The 15,575-nt window shown below is 64.0% G+C and carries 16 protein-coding genes; 2 read left to right on the top strand and 14 right to left on the bottom strand.

Annotated elements, in window-relative coordinates; translation table 11 throughout:
* Positions 1-10: 10 nt before the first annotated feature.
* The 10 genes from CQ012_RS08445 to CQ012_RS08400 form a co-directional block, all read right to left on the bottom strand.
* Positions 11-1,117, bottom strand: a complete 1,107-nt coding sequence (locus tag CQ012_RS08445; RefSeq protein WP_105661871.1) for a FecCD family ABC transporter permease — start codon at positions 1,115-1,117, stop codon at positions 11-13.
* Positions 1,114-2,367 (bottom strand): MFS transporter, encoded by a 1,254-nt coding sequence (locus CQ012_RS08440; RefSeq protein ID WP_105661870.1) that lies wholly within the window; start codon positions 2,365-2,367, stop codon positions 1,114-1,116. Before CQ012_RS08440 ends, CQ012_RS08445 begins: the two co-directional genes overlap by 4 nt.
* Positions 2,364-3,659 (bottom strand): opine metallophore biosynthesis dehydrogenase, encoded by a 1,296-nt coding sequence (locus CQ012_RS08435; protein WP_105661869.1) that lies wholly within the window; start codon positions 3,657-3,659, stop codon positions 2,364-2,366. The genes CQ012_RS08440 and CQ012_RS08435 overlap by 4 nt, the downstream gene beginning before the upstream one ends.
* Before the next feature lie 3 nt (positions 3,660-3,662).
* The gene (locus tag CQ012_RS08430) at positions 3,663-4,496 is read right to left on the bottom strand and encodes a class I SAM-dependent methyltransferase (RefSeq protein WP_105661868.1); all 834 of its coding nucleotides are present in this window, start codon (positions 4,494-4,496) and stop codon (positions 3,663-3,665) included.
* On the bottom strand, positions 4,489-5,403 hold the full coding sequence (locus CQ012_RS08425; protein ID WP_105661867.1) for a histidine racemase CntK family protein: 915 nt from the start codon (positions 5,401-5,403) through the stop codon (positions 4,489-4,491). The genes CQ012_RS08430 and CQ012_RS08425 overlap by 8 nt, the downstream gene beginning before the upstream one ends.
* A complete protein-coding gene (locus CQ012_RS08420) occupies positions 5,403-6,422 on the bottom strand; it encodes an ABC transporter substrate-binding protein (protein WP_105658181.1) in 1,020 nt (339 codons plus the stop codon). The genes CQ012_RS08425 and CQ012_RS08420 overlap by 1 nt, the downstream gene beginning before the upstream one ends.
* Positions 6,423-6,658: 236 nt before the next feature.
* The gene (locus tag CQ012_RS08415; RefSeq protein WP_105658182.1) at positions 6,659-7,561 is read right to left on the bottom strand and encodes an ABC transporter substrate-binding protein; all 903 of its coding nucleotides are present in this window, start codon (positions 7,559-7,561) and stop codon (positions 6,659-6,661) included.
* Positions 7,558-8,289: an ABC transporter permease gene (locus CQ012_RS08410; RefSeq protein ID WP_105658183.1), complete on the bottom strand. Its 732-nt coding sequence runs from the start codon at positions 8,287-8,289 to the stop codon at positions 7,558-7,560. Before CQ012_RS08410 ends, CQ012_RS08415 begins: the two co-directional genes overlap by 4 nt.
* Entirely contained in the window at positions 8,286-8,972 is a 687-nt protein-coding gene (locus CQ012_RS08405) for an ABC transporter permease (RefSeq protein ID WP_105658184.1), read from the bottom strand. Before CQ012_RS08405 ends, CQ012_RS08410 begins: the two co-directional genes overlap by 4 nt.
* The gene (locus tag CQ012_RS08400; protein WP_105658185.1) at positions 8,969-9,796 is read right to left on the bottom strand and encodes an ABC transporter ATP-binding protein; all 828 of its coding nucleotides are present in this window, start codon (positions 9,794-9,796) and stop codon (positions 8,969-8,971) included. The genes CQ012_RS08405 and CQ012_RS08400 overlap by 4 nt, the downstream gene beginning before the upstream one ends.
* A gap of 220 nt (positions 9,797-10,016) precedes the next feature.
* Between CQ012_RS08400 and CQ012_RS08395 the strand changes: the two genes are divergently transcribed.
* Entirely contained in the window at positions 10,017-10,307 is a 291-nt protein-coding gene (locus tag CQ012_RS08395; protein WP_105661866.1) for a hypothetical protein, read from the top strand.
* Positions 10,308-10,397: 90 nt separating this feature from the next.
* Here CQ012_RS08395 and CQ012_RS08390 read toward each other — a convergent pair whose 3' ends face one another.
* On the bottom strand, positions 10,398-12,104 hold the full coding sequence (locus CQ012_RS08390) for a ribonuclease J (protein WP_105658187.1): 1,707 nt from the start codon (positions 12,102-12,104) through the stop codon (positions 10,398-10,400).
* Between the two features lie 19 nt (positions 12,105-12,123).
* Positions 12,124-13,035, bottom strand: a complete 912-nt coding sequence (gene dapA, locus CQ012_RS08385; protein ID WP_105661865.1) for a 4-hydroxy-tetrahydrodipicolinate synthase — start codon at positions 13,033-13,035, stop codon at positions 12,124-12,126.
* A gap of 67 nt (positions 13,036-13,102) precedes the next feature.
* Between dapA and CQ012_RS08380 the strand changes: the two genes are divergently transcribed.
* Complete coding sequence (locus CQ012_RS08380) at positions 13,103-14,275, top strand: heparan-alpha-glucosaminide N-acetyltransferase domain-containing protein (RefSeq protein WP_181149036.1); 1,173 nt, start codon at positions 13,103-13,105, stop codon at positions 14,273-14,275.
* 57 nt (positions 14,276-14,332) lie between these two features.
* Here CQ012_RS08380 and CQ012_RS08375 read toward each other — a convergent pair whose 3' ends face one another.
* Together CQ012_RS08375 and dapB are read right to left on the bottom strand one after the other, a co-directional pair.
* Positions 14,333-14,785, bottom strand: a complete 453-nt coding sequence (locus CQ012_RS08375; RefSeq protein WP_105661863.1) for a tetratricopeptide repeat protein — start codon at positions 14,783-14,785, stop codon at positions 14,333-14,335.
* The gene (gene dapB / locus CQ012_RS08370; protein ID WP_105661862.1) at positions 14,782-15,540 is read right to left on the bottom strand and encodes a 4-hydroxy-tetrahydrodipicolinate reductase; all 759 of its coding nucleotides are present in this window, start codon (positions 15,538-15,540) and stop codon (positions 14,782-14,784) included. The genes CQ012_RS08375 and dapB overlap by 4 nt, the downstream gene beginning before the upstream one ends.
* Between the last annotated feature and the right edge of the window lie 35 nt (positions 15,541-15,575).

Genomic DNA, 15,575 nt, shown 5'->3' with positions numbered 1-15,575 from the left:
TCCTTGGTTCCTATTGGGCCGCATTGAGCTTGCGAACCAGCGCGAACAGCAGCGGGGCGCCGAGCAATGCGGTGACGATTCCCAGGGGCAATTCCTGCGGTGCCATGGCCGTCCGGGCCAGCACATCGGCCCAGACCAGGAAGATCGCGCCGAGCAGGGCGGCTACCGGAATCAGGGTGCGGTGCGTGGAGCCGACGCACAGCCGGGCTACGTGCGGAATCACCAGCCCGACGAATCCGATGCCGCCGGAGGACGCGACCAGCGCGCCCACGCACACCGCGGTCACCACCATGACGGCCGCACGCAGCTTGGCCGGAGATATTCCCAGCGCTTGCGCGGTGCCATCGCCGATGGCCAGCGCGTCCATCGGCCGCGACCAATAGGCCAGCAGCGTGGCGGTCCCGAGCACCACGATCCAGGTGATCATTGCCGATTGCCCGGTTGCCTGCGCCAGTGAACCCAGCGTCCAGAAGAGCACCGAACGGCCCGCATTGGGGTCATCCGAAGCGAAGATCAGCAGCGAGGTGAGCGCGTGGAGCACATAGCCCACGGACACCCCGGCCAGCACCAGCCGGGTGGACGTCATCTCCGAACCGACCCGCGCCAGCAGGTAGACGAAGATCCCGGCGGCCAGCGCGCCGGCAAAGGCGCTCGTCGCCAGCGAGGCCGTGCCGATGCCGGCGGTGGCGCCGAAGAGGATCGCGGCCGCCGAGAGCGTGGAGGCCCCGGAGGTCACGCCCAGCAGGTAGGGTTCGGCCAGGATGTTGCGGGTCAGCGCCTGCAGCGCCACCCCGGCCAGGGCCAGCCCGGCCCCGACGGCGGCACCCAGCAGCACCCGCGGTACGCGCAGCAGCAGGACGATGGACTCATCGGAGGCGCTGAATGCACCAGGTGCGGGCATCCCGGAAAGGTGCGCCTTGAGGATCTGCAGCACGGTGCCCGGCTCGATGGACACCGGGCCGAGCCCTACGGCCACCGGCAAGGTGGCCAGCAGTACGGCGAGCAGCCCGGCGATCCACAGCCAGCTGTGCCGGGCCCGCCGGTCATGGTCCAGGTCATCGCCGGCGCAGGCCAGCGGTTCCCGGGGTTCTCGCACGATAGGTTCCAACGGGGTCATGGCTGCCTTTCGGGGGTTTCGCCAATGGAATCGGTGCGCAGGCCCAGTGCGGCACCCAGCGCAATCAGGGTCAATGCGCCAAGCACGGCAGCGGCGGCCAGGTATCCGGCGGCGGCCAGCGCCGCTCCGGAGGCTGCTGTGCCCAGGAACAGGCCCAGGGACATGCCGGCCGCGTTCAGGCTCAGCGCGGTGCCGCGCACCTGCGTGCAACGGCTCACCAGCAGGCTCATCACGGCGGCCGCGACCACCGCGTGGCTAGCCGAAAGCAGCGCCGTGCCGGCCACCGCCAGCGGCAGCACCGGTGAGAGGTAGACGCCGAACAGCGCCACCAGCGAAATGCCCAGGCTGAAAACCATCACCGCACGGGTGCGCCGCTGCGAATCCCCGGCGTTGAGCATCCGCCCGGCCAGCAGGTGCCCCAGGAAGAAGGCCCCGCCGCTGACCGACCAGATGAACGCGAACCAGCTGGCGGTCAGCGCGAACTTCTCCGCGTACAGCGGGGCCAGGAAGGCCAGGTGCCCCATGAAGGCGCCGGCGCGGCCGAAGGAGACCAGCAGCAGCGCCCGGGCTCCGGGCACGCCGGCCAGGGTGCGGAAGGCAGCCAGGTAGCCCAGCCGGGCTGGAGCCGGAGCCGGGTCTGCCGCGCAGTGCCCGGCGCCGCGGCGGCCGTAGCGCAGCACCGCCGGGATCAGGGCGATGCTGATGGCGGCGATGGCGACCAGGTTTCCCTGCCAGCCCCAGAACATCGCCGGCAGCACCAGCAGCGGCGCGCCGATCGTGGAGGCCAGAGTCTGGGCCGTCATCACCAAGGTGGCTGCCCGGCCCGCGGCCGGGGTGGTGCCGAAGCGGTCCGCGGCCGCGGTGGACAGCGCCGGGTAGAGCAGCGCGTTGGACACCCCGGTGGCCAGGCAGAAAACTGCCAGTGCCGCCAGGCCCGAGAAGGTCCCCGCGATGGCGGCGGCGCCCATCAGCCCCAGCGCCGCGGCGGCCACGGTGCCCGGGGCGATGCGCCCGATCAGCGGGGCCAGCGCAACCCCGGCGAGCACCGCGCCGACGCCGGCCAGCCCGCGCAGGGTGCCGGTCTCGGCATAGCCGGCCCCGGCCCAGTCGGCGATGGGCACCAGGAAGGTGCTCAGCACCGTGAAGGGCAAAAGGCCCAGCGCCGAGGCCAGCAGCGCCGGCCAGATCTCGGCGATGATGCGCCGTTCGCTGGGCAGCTGCGGCGCTGTTTCGACTTCTGGCTGGCTCATGCCGCACTCCCGATTCCGGCGCTGATCATGGCCAGGTCCTCGGCGAAATCCTGCACCGCGAAGGCCGGCGAGCAGCCCTGGCCCTCCCGGGCCGAGGCCGCTTGCACCAGGGCGTCTTCGTAGGCGGCGAGCAGCGCGTCGATCATCGGGCAGGCCACGGCCAGTTCCCGGGCCAGGCCGGCGATGATCCTGGTGCGGTAGTAGTCTTCCTTGGGCATCCGCGGCACATCCCACTGGCCCTGGTCATTGAGGAAGACCGGGCGGAAGGCGATGGCCGAGAAGTCGAAGTAGCGGCCCTGCGCGTCGGGCTGCGAGAAGGGGTCGATGAGCAGCGAGGCGTAGCGCACGTAGAGCAGGTACTCCTGCTCGATGGCCGGCAGCTGCTCGAAGCTGGCTGCTTTCCCCGGGTCGATGCTCTGGGGGTGCACCGGATACCCGTCATCGAGCATGAAGGCCAGCAGGTTGACCGGCTGGCCGCCCAGTGCGGCGGTGATGGCCGACAGTTCCCGCCAGGCCTCGGCCATGGAGTGGATCAGCGCCGGGGTGACCGGGCCTTCGGGATAGAGCTTGTAGACGTACTGGACGGGCGGGGCGGGAGCGAAGACCGCGCGCAGCGCCTGCTCGTTGAAGAACAGGGCCGGATGCACGTACAGCGACATGTTCCGCGCCTCGGCTTCAACCGGCGATCCCGCCAGCTGCACTTCGGTGCCGGCCGCGGCATGCACCGCACGCAGCCGCTGCAGCGCGGGCGTGGCCCCGCCAGTGGAGCCGGCGTAGATGCGGGCCTTGGCGCCGGCGGTCAGCACCAGCGCTCCGCCGGTCCCCTCCACCTGCCGGGTGTCCCCCAGATAGCTGGAGAAGCTGATGATTTCCGGGTCGGCGCCGCTGCGGCGGGCGAATTCGCGCACCAGTGCCGCCGAGCCCAGCGTGGGCGAGAGCAGCACGATCCGCGCCAGCGATGCGAGCACCCCCGGCGGCAGTTCGCGCAGCACCGGCAGGTAGGCGTCGGCGGTGGCCGCCAGTACCAGGGTGTCCCAGCCGCCGCGCACCTGCTGGTAGCCGCGGTAGCGGTGCTCGATGCGCACCTGCCCGGCCAGTGCGGCATGGGAGGGGTTTTGCACCTGGACGCGGGCGGTGCCGGCGTTGGCCTCCAGCGCGTCGAAGAAGGCGGCGCAGCGCTGCGAGGCGCGCCCGGCAATGCCCAGTTCCCCGGGCAGCGCCCCGAGCAGCACGGCGCTTTGCACCGCAACCGGTCCGGTTCCGGCAATGAGGATATTTCCCAGTTCATCCATGGGCTAATTGCTTTCCGTTCTCGTGCGCGCCTTGGTGTACAGCGCGATGTCGAAGACCTGCCCGGGCTGGCGGATCGTTCCGTCCAGCTGCCACCGCCGGGGGTCCACTGGTTGCATCGGGTAGTTGAACAGCGACTTCAGCCCGTCGCCGAAGCGCATTGCGACCACCACGTCCTGCCGGGTGCGCGCGTGCAGCTGGTGCAGCAGCTCGTATTTCACGGCTACCGTGGAGCTGAAGACGATGTGCGTGGCCTGCGGCAGGAAGTCCAGCTGGTGGATTTGATCGGCCTGCAGGCCGATGTCCAGGCCCTGCCCCAGCTGCGCCACGACCCGGCGGCCCAGCTCCAGCGCTTCGGGATCGATGTCGATCCCCACGGCGCTGGCCCCGGTGCGCGAGGCCAGGTTCAGCAGGGTCATCGGGAAGGAACCCGAACCGACCAGCAGCACCTTGGAGCTGGAGTCCGGGGCGACGGCGCCGAATTCCCCGGCGATGCACGATTCGATGTTGGCGAAGTAGCCCTCGGCTCCGCTGCGGCCTTCGAGCAGGCGCAGCGCCCGGTACTTCTCGATGACTGCGACGCAGCGCGCCGATTCGGTGCGCAGCGCCGCCACCAGCGCCGTGCCCTGGTCGGTGGCGGCCATCTGGGCATAGCCCGGTTCATTGGCCGGGTCGGTGACCAGCTGCGCATAGCCGGCCAGCAGCTCTTCGAGCGCCGCCGCGTGCCGCGTCGATCCGTCATAGTCTCGGGCGGCTTCGGCGAACCGTCCGAGGTAGCCGTGCAGCACGCCGGCCAGGCCGGCGGCGGCGGCCTGGGTGGCCAGTGGTGTTTCAGTCATGGATATATGCAGTCCCTTCGGCCACGATGCTTACTTCGGTGCTGATCTGCAGCGCGGTGGCCTTGGCGCGGCTGCCATCGGCGTGCACCTGCACGGTGCCTCCGGGCTGTTTCACGCTGGCATTGACCGGAGCGCCGGCTTTCGTTGCCAGGTAGGCGCCCAGCGCGGCGCTTCCCGAGCCGCAGCTGCCCTCCCAGATGAGGCTGCCCAGTGCCGGGACGCTGACCAGCGGGGCCAGTTGCCCGCGGTCCGGATCGTAGAGCATGATGCCCACGACGGACACCGCTTCGCTGGCGCCCAGATCCAGGGCCAGCTGCTGCGCATGCCCGCGCAGCTGGGGATCCGAGACGTCGCATTCGGCGACCAGATGGACCGCATCGGCGTAGCGCACCAGCCCGGCGCCGGCGACGCCCGGGAACGGGTACGGGTCGATGCGCAGCGGCCAGGGCATCTTCAGCTGGCAGCGGTAGGCGGCACCGGCCGGCTCGACCCGGCAGCCCAGCAGCTGCGCGGCGCCGGAGGCTTCGATCAGCAGCTCAAGCGGGCCGCTGCGGGCGCGGCGCGCGGCCTGCAGCGCGGCCAGCGACATCGCGGCATTGGCGCAGAATTCGCCACCGGCCATGTGCAGCCGGGCCTGGGCCCGGGGCGAGCTGGGAGGCAGGATGAACCCGACTTGCTCGGCGTGCACATGCTCGGCGCGCAGCAGCCGGTCAGCGATACTGCGGTAGTGCGCCGCCGGGTGCCGGCTGGTCACCAGCACGGTGGTATTCGATGCCGGACTGAGCTTGACGAATTCCACGGGGGTGGCGCCCCGGACCAGGCCGCGGTTGGGGCCGCGTCCGTGCCCCGGGCGGGCCACGCGGCGCGATGAGGCCGCTTGCCGGCGCAGCGCCGCTGGCTGGCTCATCAACGGGCCAGCCGGTCGGCGATCAGCTCGACCCCGTCCACTGCCAGCGGACCGGGCGAGGAATAGTAGTAGTTCAGCGGCACGATGGCGCTGTCCTGCTCGATGGCGGGCAATCCGGCCAATTCGGGGCGGTCGCGCAGCGCCTCGATGACCTGCTGGTCGGTTTCCAAGTTCGAGGAGCCTGTCGGCAGGTACATGGCGAAGACCTTGTCGGCGCCGCTGTTCACGAGTTCTTCGGTGGAGGGCTCGAAGTAGCGCTTGGGCACGTCGTTGAAGACGTTCTGAAGGCCAAGCAGTTCCATCTGCTCGGCAACCAGCGATTCATGGCCGTAGGATCCCAAGGTGCCTGCGGTGGGCACGTACAGCGGCATCCCGCGCTGCTGGCTTTCCTGCTTGACGCTGCGCGCGGCTTGCTCGACGCGTGCTCGCATCTGCTGCACGGAGTCCTCGGCCGCCTGCTCGGTGCCGAAGAGCTGGCCGTAGGACTGGACATCCTTGTAGATCTGGTCGAAGCCGCTCAGCCCGCCGGTGGATCGGTCCTCGAATCCGGCGCAATATCCGCTGACGGTCAGCATCTTCACTCCGGCGCTTTCCAGGCGTTCAGCCAACGAGTCGAGATCGATTCCAGCAGCGATATCGGTGCCGATCACCACGTCTGCTCCCGAGTCCAGGATCATTTCGTAGGAGACATCATGCGAGTCCTCGGTAATCCGCTCCGCGTTGCGCACTGCCGCCATGGTTTCTTCGTCGAAAGGCACCTGCCAGCTGCCTGCGTAGTGCGTGAGCTTGTCTCCCGCTCCAGCGGCAGACAGCAGGGCCGGGGCTTCCGAGCCAACTGCAAGAACGCTGTCCGGCGCCTTGTCGAAGACGACCTGCCTTCCGCAGCTGTCCAGGGAAATGCTCTTGGCGCCGGTGCCCTGCGGTGCACCGCTGGCAGATCCGGCTGGCGCGCTGCATCCGGTGGCCAGGACCAGGATGGCAACCGGCACGGCCAACTTCCAAGGATTGAGTTTTTTCATCTATTAGTGCTCCATTCATGGCGGGCAGGCCTCGGCCGCCGATTTCCGGCGAGCTCCTCTGCCAACAGAGCTAAACACTAATGAGAATCATTATCAATTGTCAAAACGAGCAAGCAACGGAATTCCCCTCAGCCAAGCCACTGCCGTTTCCGGACAAGGAAAAGCAGCCGCACTGCCCGTCATTGCGTGGGCGGTGCGACTGCGGTGAAGCTATGTTCTTATGCTGGCTTGCCGGGCTACAGCCCCTCGGAAGTCAGCCATGCCGAAGCGATGTCGGCGGCAGACTTCTTGTCCACGGTGCTCTGCACGTTGAGGTCCACCAGAACCTGCGCTGTCAGTTTTTCGCTGACCGGGTTCAGGACTTCTGCCAATTTCCCGGATTGATCAGCGGCCACCAATGGCACCACATTCGATGCCAGGAATAGCGACTTCGGGTCCTCAAGAACTACCAAGTCCTCCGTCTGGATCCGCGGATCGGCGGTAAAGACGTTGGCGACATTCACCGTGCCGGCGGCAAGGTCTTCAACGGTCGTGTCGCCAGTTGCCGAGAATTCGGCCTTAACGCCATAGACGCTCTCCAAGCCCTGGGGTCCATAGGGGCGTTGGGCCAATTCAGGTGGGCCGCCCACGGTCAAGGGTTCGGAAATGCCGGCCAGATCCTCGATGCTCGCGACCTTATTGGCTTCAGCGAATTCCTTGGTCACCGTGTAGGAGTCCTGATCCGATGCTGGCGCGGCTTCGAGCACGGCCAATGATTCCGGCAAGGATTCCTTCAGCTCGCTGTACACCTCATCGGCAGAGCGTGCTTCGGTGTCTTCCTTGTAGAACTGCAGCAGGTTGCCGGTGTATTCAGGGAAGACATCAATGCTGCCGTCTTCCAGCTGGGGCATGTAGGCATCGCGCTGCCCGATGCTGAATTTCCGTTCCACTTCCATGCCGGCTCCTTCAAGCGCCTGGGCATAGATCTCAGCAACGATTTCATTGGAATAGTAGGCCTGCGAACCGACAACGATCGATTCTCCCCCCTCCTGGGCAGCATCGCTTTCGGTGGCCAACGGATCCGCACCGGAGCATCCAGCAAGTGCGAGGCTTCCGGCCAGCACGAGAGCACTCGTGGACAAAATCTGCTTGATTTTCATGACATTTCCCTTTCGCGGGTGATTGAGTCATCGGTATCTTGGAAAGTCTTCTTCTTTGAGGGCACGCCCAGCCCGCGGGGTACTGCCGCTTTCTGGGCGATGGCAAATGCCAAATCCAGCACCAAGGCCAGCGCGGCAACCATCAAGGCGCCGCCCAGGACCATGTCGAAGCGCCGCAGGTTCAGACCGGTGATGATGGGCAATCCCAGGCCGCCGAGATTCACGTAGGCGGCAACAGTAACGGTGGCGACCACTTGAAGCACTGCGGAGCGGATCCCGCCTACGAGCAGCGCAAGTCCCAGCGGGATCTCGACTTTGACGAGGATCTGCCATTCGGTCATCCCCATGGCCCGGGCAGCATCGATGGTCTTGCGGTCAATTGCTTCGAAGCCGGTATAAGCTCCGGCCAGCAATGATGGAATTGCCAGCACGACGAAGGTCAGCATGGCCGCTTCTGGCTTGTGCAGTACCCCCAGAAGCAGCACCAGCAGAATCAGCAGTCCGAAGGATGGCACCGCACGCGCAACGCCGGCCAGCCCGACGGCCAATTCCCTTCCTCGCCCCGTATGCCCAATGGCCCACCCCGCAGGGATGGCAATCGCGCTAGCAATCAGCACAGCAACCACCGTGAACAGCAAGTGCTGCCCCAGCAAGCTAGCCAGTCCCCCATCGCCCTGCCACTGCTCGGGAGCGAAGATCCACGCCAGCGCATCGGAAATCAGATTCATGAGGACACCTTCTGCGTGGACGGCTGCGCTGCAGTTCGTTTTTGCCTGGTGCTCGTTGCAGCCCAAGGCATCAGCCAACGGCCGGCCAGGAGCAACAACAGGTCAACGAGCAACGCGATCGCTGCCACCGCGATGATCCCCGCCAGGACTTCTTCAATGATGCGACGCTGCAGACCGTTGGTGAACAGGTAGCCCAAGTTGGTTACCCCGACCAGGATGCCGACCGTTGCCAGCGAGATGGTGCTGACCGCTGTCACTCGCAATCCAGCCAGAACTACGGGACCGGCCAAGGGAAGGTCGACAGCGAAGAAGCGGCGTGCCGATCCGTAGCCCATGGCAGTTGCGGCCGACCTGGTCGCCGGGTCCACCGAGTTCAGCCCATCGACCACGCTGCGCACCATGATCGCTATCGCGTAGATCGCCAAGGCGAGAATGAGATTGGCTTCGCTGATCGCGCTCATCCCGGTGAGTACGGGCAGGATCATCAGCAGAGCCAGCGAAGGGATCGTGTAGAGCAATCCGGTGATGCTCACGACCGGTCCGCGCACCAGTTTGTAGCGCCAGGCCACCCAACCCAGCGGAATCGACAGAACGAATCCGAGAATGATTGCTATCAGGGACTGGCGCAGGTGCTCCAGCGATAGCGAACCAATGAGTCCGAGATTTTCCAGGACCCAGTTCACTGGACAGACCCATCCTCGACGAGCTTGCCTTGAGTCCGGCCTTGCGCATCAACCAGGACGGTTCCGTGCTCCGTCTGCTTCAAGCTCAGCGCCCGTGCCCCACGCTGCGCGCCAATGAAGGAGGCGACAAAATCATTGGCCGGATTTTCAATGATCTCGCTGGGGCTGCCGACCTGGAGCTTCTGTGCGCCCGCCGCCAGAATTACCACCTGGTCCCCCAGGAGGAAGGCTTCATCAATATCGTGGGTGACAAAGACTATGGTCTTATCGAGTTCTCTTTGGAGACGAAGCAATTCTTCTTGCAGCTCGGCGCGAACGATAGGGTCCACGGCGCCGAAGGGCTCGTCCATGAGCAGGATGTTCGGATCGGCGGCCAGCCCGCGTGCCACGCCAACGCGTTGCTGCTGGCCTCCAGAGAGCTGATGCGGATACCTGTCGGCCATGGAGCCGGCAAGCCCAACCGTGCCCATCAGTTCCAAGGCACGCGCTCGTGATGCCTTGCTCGTTTCACCCATGAGCCGCGGCACGGTCGCAATGTTCTGTGCGACAGTGAAATGAGGCAGCAGGCCGGAGTTCTGCATCACGTAGCCGATGCTGCGGCGCAGGCCCACCGCCGGCTTGCTGGCGATGTCCTCGCCGTCGATACGGAGCGTACCGCTGCTCGGATCAACCATGCGGTTGATCATCCGCAGCAATGTTGTCTTGCCGCAGCCTGAGGAACCGACGAAGACAGTGGTGCGGTGGGCCGGAATTTGCAGGCTGAAATCCTTGACGGCAACGGTGCCATCCGGATAGTGCTTGGAAACATTATCGAACTCAATCATGCACATTCCTCCACAGCGGCTTCGATCCAACCCATTGGGTGATGCCCGGGCATATTCCGTCTCCTTGAGCTGGCGTTGAGCCCAATTCTGCCTTAAAAGTGCTGTGACGGCACCAGATGCCGGGAAATAGCCAGTTTCATACTGCGTGGTGGTTCCCGGTTTCCTTCGGGAACATCGGTAGAGTCAGTGAAAATCATCTTTACTGCATTGGGAGAAGACCTTGCGCATACGCACAATTGGCATCGCGACGGCAACCTTAATCGTTGGCGCCCTGGCACTCTCATCACCGGCATTCGCTGGCCAGCAAGACGTCGCCCCATCCGGTGATTGGGACAGCTCAGTGTCCATGGAAGCCCGCACCGGCGAGGTGCTGGAGCAGATCGATATGGACCAGTGGGATTCGGTCGTCGTAGTAGACGCGCAAACAGGGCAAATCCTGCCGCAAAGTCCCGCCCCGTCAATCGAGCTCGATGACTCGCCAAGTCCTGCATACCTGGGCTTCTTTGGCTGACGCTTGAGCTGTGGTGCATGCCTTGCGCTTGATTTCCCATAAAAATATTGCCTCGAACCTTAATTGGTTCGAGGCAATATTTTTGGAAGCCTAGGCTTCGAGCACTACAGGAACGATCATTGGGCGGCGACGCAGCTTGCGCGATACCCACGAGCCGATCACGCGGCGCGTGATCTGCTGCAGCTGGTGCGTGGAGTGGTTCGGGTTGTTGCCCACCGCTTCCATAATCGCAGCTGCGATCTTCGGCTTGATCTCGTTGAAGACCGAGTCCTCTTCGGCTACGCCACGTGCGTGGATGTCCGGGCCGGAGATGATCGTGCCGTTCTGGCGGTTGATGACGGTGATGACCGAGATGAAGCCTTCTTCACCCAGGGTGACGCGGTCCTTCAGGTCATCATCGGTTATGGTGCCGACCTTGGAACCGTCAACGTAGACGTAGCCGCATTCGACCTGGCCAACGAGCTTTGCTACGCCGTCCTTCATGTCGATGACCGAGCCGTCGTCTGCCAGCAGCACGTTGTCCTCCGGGACACCGGCCTGCGCGGCCAGGCGGCCGTTGGCAATCAGGTGGCGGGTTTCGCCGTGCACCGGAAGCACGTTCTTCGGGCGCAGGATGTTGTAGCAGTAGAGCAATTCGCCAGCCGATGCGTGACCGGAAACGTGGACCTTGGCCATGCCCTTGTGGATGACCTCGGCACCCAAGCGCATCAGGCCGTTGATCACGCGGAAGACCGAGTTCTCATTGCCCGGGATCAGGCTGGAGGCCAGGATGACGGTGTCGCCCGGGTTGATCTGGACCTTGTGCTCGCCGTTGGCCATGCGGGACAGTGCAGCCATCGGCTCGCCCTGCGAACCGGTGGACATCAGCACGACCTTGTGGTCTGGCAGCGAATCGATCTGCTTCAGGTCGACCAGGACACCCTGTGGCACTTCGAGGTAGCCCAAGCGTTCGGCGATGCCCATATTGCGCACCATCGAGCGGCCGATGAAGGCCACCTTGCGGCCGTGCACCGCTGCGGCGTCCAGAACCTGCTGCACGCGGTGGACGTGCGAGGAGAACGAAGCGACGATGATGCGGCGGCGGGCGCGCGCGAACTTGGCCTCGAGTACCGGGCCGATTTCGCGTTCGGCAACGGTGAAGCCCGGAACTTCGGCGTTGGTGGAGTCCGGCAGGAACAAGTCCACGCCTTCCTCGCCCAGGCGCGCGAAGTGGCGCAGGTCGGTGATGCGGCCGTCAAGTGGCAGCTGGTCCATCTTGAAGTCGCCGGTGTGCAGCACGGTACCGGCTTCGGTGCGCAGGAATACTGCCAAGGCATCCGGGATCGAGTGGTTCACAGCTACGAACTCGCATTCGAAGTTGCCAACCTGCGCGATCTCGCCCTCCACCACGATATTGGTGTTGGCCTTGATGCGGTGTTCTGCCAGCTTTGCTTCGACGAAGGCCAGGGTCAGCTTCGACCCGTACAAAGGGATGTCTTCGCGCAGGCGCAACAGGTACGGAACAGCACCGATGTGGTCCTCGTGGCCGTGGGTCAGCACGAGGCCCACCACGTCGTCCAAGCGGTCCTTGATGTAGGAGAAGTCTGGCAGGATCAGATCCACGCCAGGCTGGTGCTCCTCGGGGAAGAGCACGCCGCAGTCGATGATCAACAGTTTCCCGTTGAGTTCGAAAACGGTCATGTTTCGGCCGACCTCGCCCAAGCCGCCGAGGGGAACAATTCGCATTGTTCCCTTCTTCAGCTTCGCCGGAGTCTGCATACGCGCAGCGTCAGCCTTGCCTACTGAACTCTCAGTCATATGTGGTTAGTCCCTTTCGTTACAGATCCCATCCACCTTCACGTAGGTCCGCGCGGATGGCATCGAGCTCTGCGTCCGACGGTGCCAACAGCGGCAGTCGGACGACGGTGTTCGGCAGGACACCCTGCCAGTGAAGTCCATATTTTGCGGCCACGGCGCCCTGAATGTGGCCCATGATGCCGCGCTGGATCGCGTCCAGCTCAAAGTGTGTGGTGCGTGCAGTCGCCAGATCTCCTGCATGCATTGCATTAACAAGCGTACGGTACTTAGCGGCCGCAACGTGAGCGGTGACCGAAACCACGCCGACAGCACCTGCCGCCATCAGCGGCAAAGTCAGCCCATCGTCGCCGGAGTACACGTGCAGATCGGTTGTGGCCAGCACGGTGGTGGTGGACTGGTAATCCGCCTTGGCGTCCTTCAGGGCAATGACCTGAGGAATCCTGGACAGTTCAATGATGGTCTCGGGCGCCAGCGCGATGCCGGTGCGTCCCGGGATGTCGTAGAGCATGATGGGCAGCTCAACGGCTTCGGCGATGGCCTTGACGTGGGCGATGATGCCGGCCTGGCTTGGCTTGTTGTAGTAGGGGGTGGTCAACAGCACACCGTCTACGCCCGCTTCCTTGGCAGCCAGCGAGAGCTTGATGGAGTGACGGGTGTCGTTGGTAGTGGAACCGGCCAGCACTGCGGCACGGTCCCCCACCGCCTCGGCGACGGTACGGAACATCTCGATGTTCTCTTCATCGGTCAGGGTCGAGGTCTCGCCGGTGGTGCCGGTGACGACCAGTCCGTCGCAGCCATCATCAACCAGCTTCGTTGCCAGTTTGGCAGCCATCGCGTAATCGACTTCACCCGCTTCATCGAAGGGCGTGACCATAGCGGTCAGCACGGTACCGAACGGGTATGCCTGATTATCAATTGCACTTGTAGCCATGGCATTAAATCTACACTCGCGCATGTTGCAATGGCATCCCCCGCGCAATTCGTGGTGCGATGATTCCATGAACGATTTGGGTAGTTCCCAGCGGTTGCTGGGCGTGGACGCGGCACGGCTTGCCGCCATCCTCGGGATGTTCGCCGCGCACGTTTTCGCGCTCTATGAAACCAGCGGCGCACCCGCCTACTCCCCAACATTTACCGGGGCTTTCGCCTCCGGCCGAGCATCTGTCCTGTTCATGGTGCTGGCGGGTTTATCCCTGGTCCTGCTCTCGAAATCCTTGGCTCGAAAGGGCTGTTCCCACCCTAAGGTTTACTCAGTCCTTGTGCTGAGAGCATTAATTATTGCCGTGCTCGGAATGGCAATTGGGTCAGTAAATGAAGCCATCGCGGTCATTCTTGTCCACTATGGGCTACTGTTTCTATTGCTTCCACTGGCGCTGAAGCTGTCGAGAACAACCATTTGGGTAGTCTCGGCCCTTTGGCTGCTGCTTATGCCGGTTCTTTGGCGACCGCTGGCCAGCAACTGGATTGCGGACTCGCTGGACCATAATCCGAGCTTCGGCGACATTCTCACCCCGCAACTGCTCCTCAAGGATCTAACGGTCACCGGATACTACCCATTGATGGTCTGGTTCGGTTTCGGCCTTCTTGGAATAGCCATCGCAAGATGCAACCTGCACAGCACGAGGACTGCGAGCCTGCTTGCATTGGGCGGTTCGATTATCGCGGCGGCAACCCAATGGGCGGGCCATTCGGTGAGCATGCACAATGCCGGGCTCATAGCCCGTGAACTGGGCCTGGAATTATCCCTCGTTCCCACAATGATCACCACCGGGCGTTTGCCGGGCGCCAACCTGGATCCGTTCCTGGACAATCCAGCCTATCTTTGGCTGCCGACCGGTCACAGCAATTCTTCGCTCTCCACGCTGCACAACGCCGCCTGCGCTGTCGCTATCATCGGCCTGCTCCAGCTGATTATTGGTCGGCTGGGTGCGCTCGGCCGGATTCTGGCTGGCGCCGGCCGGGCCCCGCTGACCCTGTATGCAGGGCACATTATCTTGCTGCCGGCGCTGAAAGAGCACTTGGACCCAATGGTGATTTGGTGGGTTCTCTGTGCAACGACGGCCGTCTTCGGAATTTGGCTTGGCTTCAGCAAGGCCTCTGGCCCTTTGGAATATGGCGTCCGGGTGTTTAGCGGAGCTGACAGCACCCCCGAGACGAAGAGCAAATTCTAGAGCGATGGCCCGGACTCTCGTGAGTCCGGGCCATCAACATGATGCTGCTTTATGCAATTACTGGCTGACCTTCTGGTCTGCTCGCCAGAATTCGATCGCAGTACGCATGGATTTGCGGGCGCGCGGCTTGTCACCGCAGGCTTCATACGCCAGTGCCAGACGGTACCAGGATTTCCATGATTCCGGGTTCTCTTCCACATCCTGCTGATGGATAGGGAAATCAGCGTCGGCGGCCGAACGGAGGAAACGTCCCGACGGCATGCGGGGAAGATCCTCTGGCAGCTCACCTGAGGAGGCCAAGGACTTGCCCATTTTCTCAGTGCGCAGCCCGAAGAGCACCTCGCGAATGAGGATCCAGACGCACAGTGCAGGAATAACCAGGATTGCAATGCCCATGACCTGCGCGACCAGTTCCCCGGTTTTTAGCAGACGGATCGCCTGGGTGAAGGTCATTCCAATGTACAGCGCGAACAGCAGCAGAATGCCGCCTACCCAAAGTTTCGTTTTCACTGGCCCAACTCCAGGAAGCCATCAAGGCCATAGGTCAGGCCCGGGCGGGAGGCAACAGTACGCAGGCCCAGGAGGACGCCTGGCATGAACGAGGCACGGTCGAAGGAATCATGGCGCAAGGTGAACTGCTCCCCCGGGCCGCCAAAGAGCACTTCCTGGTGGGCTACGAGGCCGCGCAGGCGTACCGAATGAACGTTGATTCCATCGACGACTGCGCCACGGGCGCCATCGAGCTGGGTCTCGGTAGCGTCCGGGCTCGCGGGGACTCCAGCGGCTTCACGCGACTTCGCGATCAGTTCAGCGGTACGCACCGCGGTGCCGCTAGGCGCGTCCACCTTGTTCGGGTGGTGCAGCTCAATGATCTCTACGGATTCGAAGTACTTGGCTGCCGTAGCCGCGAAAGCGCTGGCGAGCACCGAGCCCAGGGCGAAGTTGGGCGCAATCAGCACACCTGCCTGCGGATGCTTGCCCAGCAGCCCTTCCAAATTCGCGCGGCGATCATCATCCCAGCCAGTGGTGCCAACCACTGCATGAAGCCCGTTCTCGACGGCAAAACGCACATTGGCCTCGGTGGATGCCGGCACAGAAAGGTCAACAATGTGCGTTGCGCCGGCTTCAAGGATCTGCGACAAATCGTCGCCTCTTCCCAAGCTTGCTACCAATTCCATGTCTGCAGCCTCAGTTACGGCCTTGACCGCTTCCGAGCCCATTCGTCCGGCCGCGCCGAGCACGGCCACCTTGATCTGTGCACTCATGGGCTTAAGCCTATCGCCCTGCAGGCACCTGCCTT

The sequence above is a fragment of the Arthrobacter sp. MYb214 genome (assembly GCF_002979865.1).
Lineage (GTDB): Bacteria > Actinomycetota > Actinomycetes > Actinomycetales > Micrococcaceae > Glutamicibacter.
Note: the sequence above shows the minus strand (reverse complement) of the source record. Positions and strands in the feature narration are given on the sequence as shown.

Bases quoted from the DNA above. Each gene is read 5' to 3' on its own strand.
- CQ012_RS08445 (WP_105661871.1), bottom strand. From the start codon at position 1,117: ATGACCCCGTTGGAACCTATCGTGCGAGAACCCCGGGAACCGCTGGCC.
- CQ012_RS08440 (WP_105661870.1), bottom strand. From the start codon at position 2,367: ATGAGCCAGCCAGAAGTCGAAACAGCGCCGCAGCTGCCCAGCGAACGG.
- CQ012_RS08435 (WP_105661869.1), bottom strand. From the start codon at position 3,659: ATGGATGAACTGGGAAATATCCTCATTGCCGGAACCGGACCGGTTGCG.
- CQ012_RS08430 (WP_105661868.1), bottom strand. From the start codon at position 4,496: ATGACTGAAACACCACTGGCCACCCAGGCCGCCGCCGCCGGCCTGGCC.
- CQ012_RS08425 (WP_105661867.1), bottom strand. From the start codon at position 5,403: ATGAGCCAGCCAGCGGCGCTGCGCCGGCAAGCGGCCTCATCGCGCCGC.
- CQ012_RS08420 (WP_105658181.1), bottom strand. From the start codon at position 6,422: ATGAAAAAACTCAATCCTTGGAAGTTGGCCGTGCCGGTTGCCATCCTG.
- CQ012_RS08415 (WP_105658182.1), bottom strand. From the start codon at position 7,561: ATGAAAATCAAGCAGATTTTGTCCACGAGTGCTCTCGTGCTGGCCGGA.
- CQ012_RS08410 (WP_105658183.1), bottom strand. From the start codon at position 8,289: ATGAATCTGATTTCCGATGCGCTGGCGTGGATCTTCGCTCCCGAGCAG.
- CQ012_RS08400 (WP_105658185.1), bottom strand. From the start codon at position 9,796: ATGATTGAGTTCGATAATGTTTCCAAGCACTATCCGGATGGCACCGTT.
- CQ012_RS08390 (WP_105658187.1), bottom strand. From the start codon at position 12,104: ATGACTGAGAGTTCAGTAGGCAAGGCTGACGCTGCGCGTATGCAGACT.
- dapA (WP_105661865.1), bottom strand. From the start codon at position 13,035: ATGGCTACAAGTGCAATTGATAATCAGGCATACCCGTTCGGTACCGTG.
- CQ012_RS08380 (WP_181149036.1), top strand. From the start codon at position 13,103: ATGAACGATTTGGGTAGTTCCCAGCGGTTGCTGGGCGTGGACGCGGCA.
- dapB (WP_105661862.1), bottom strand. From the start codon at position 15,540: ATGAGTGCACAGATCAAGGTGGCCGTGCTCGGCGCGGCCGGACGAATG.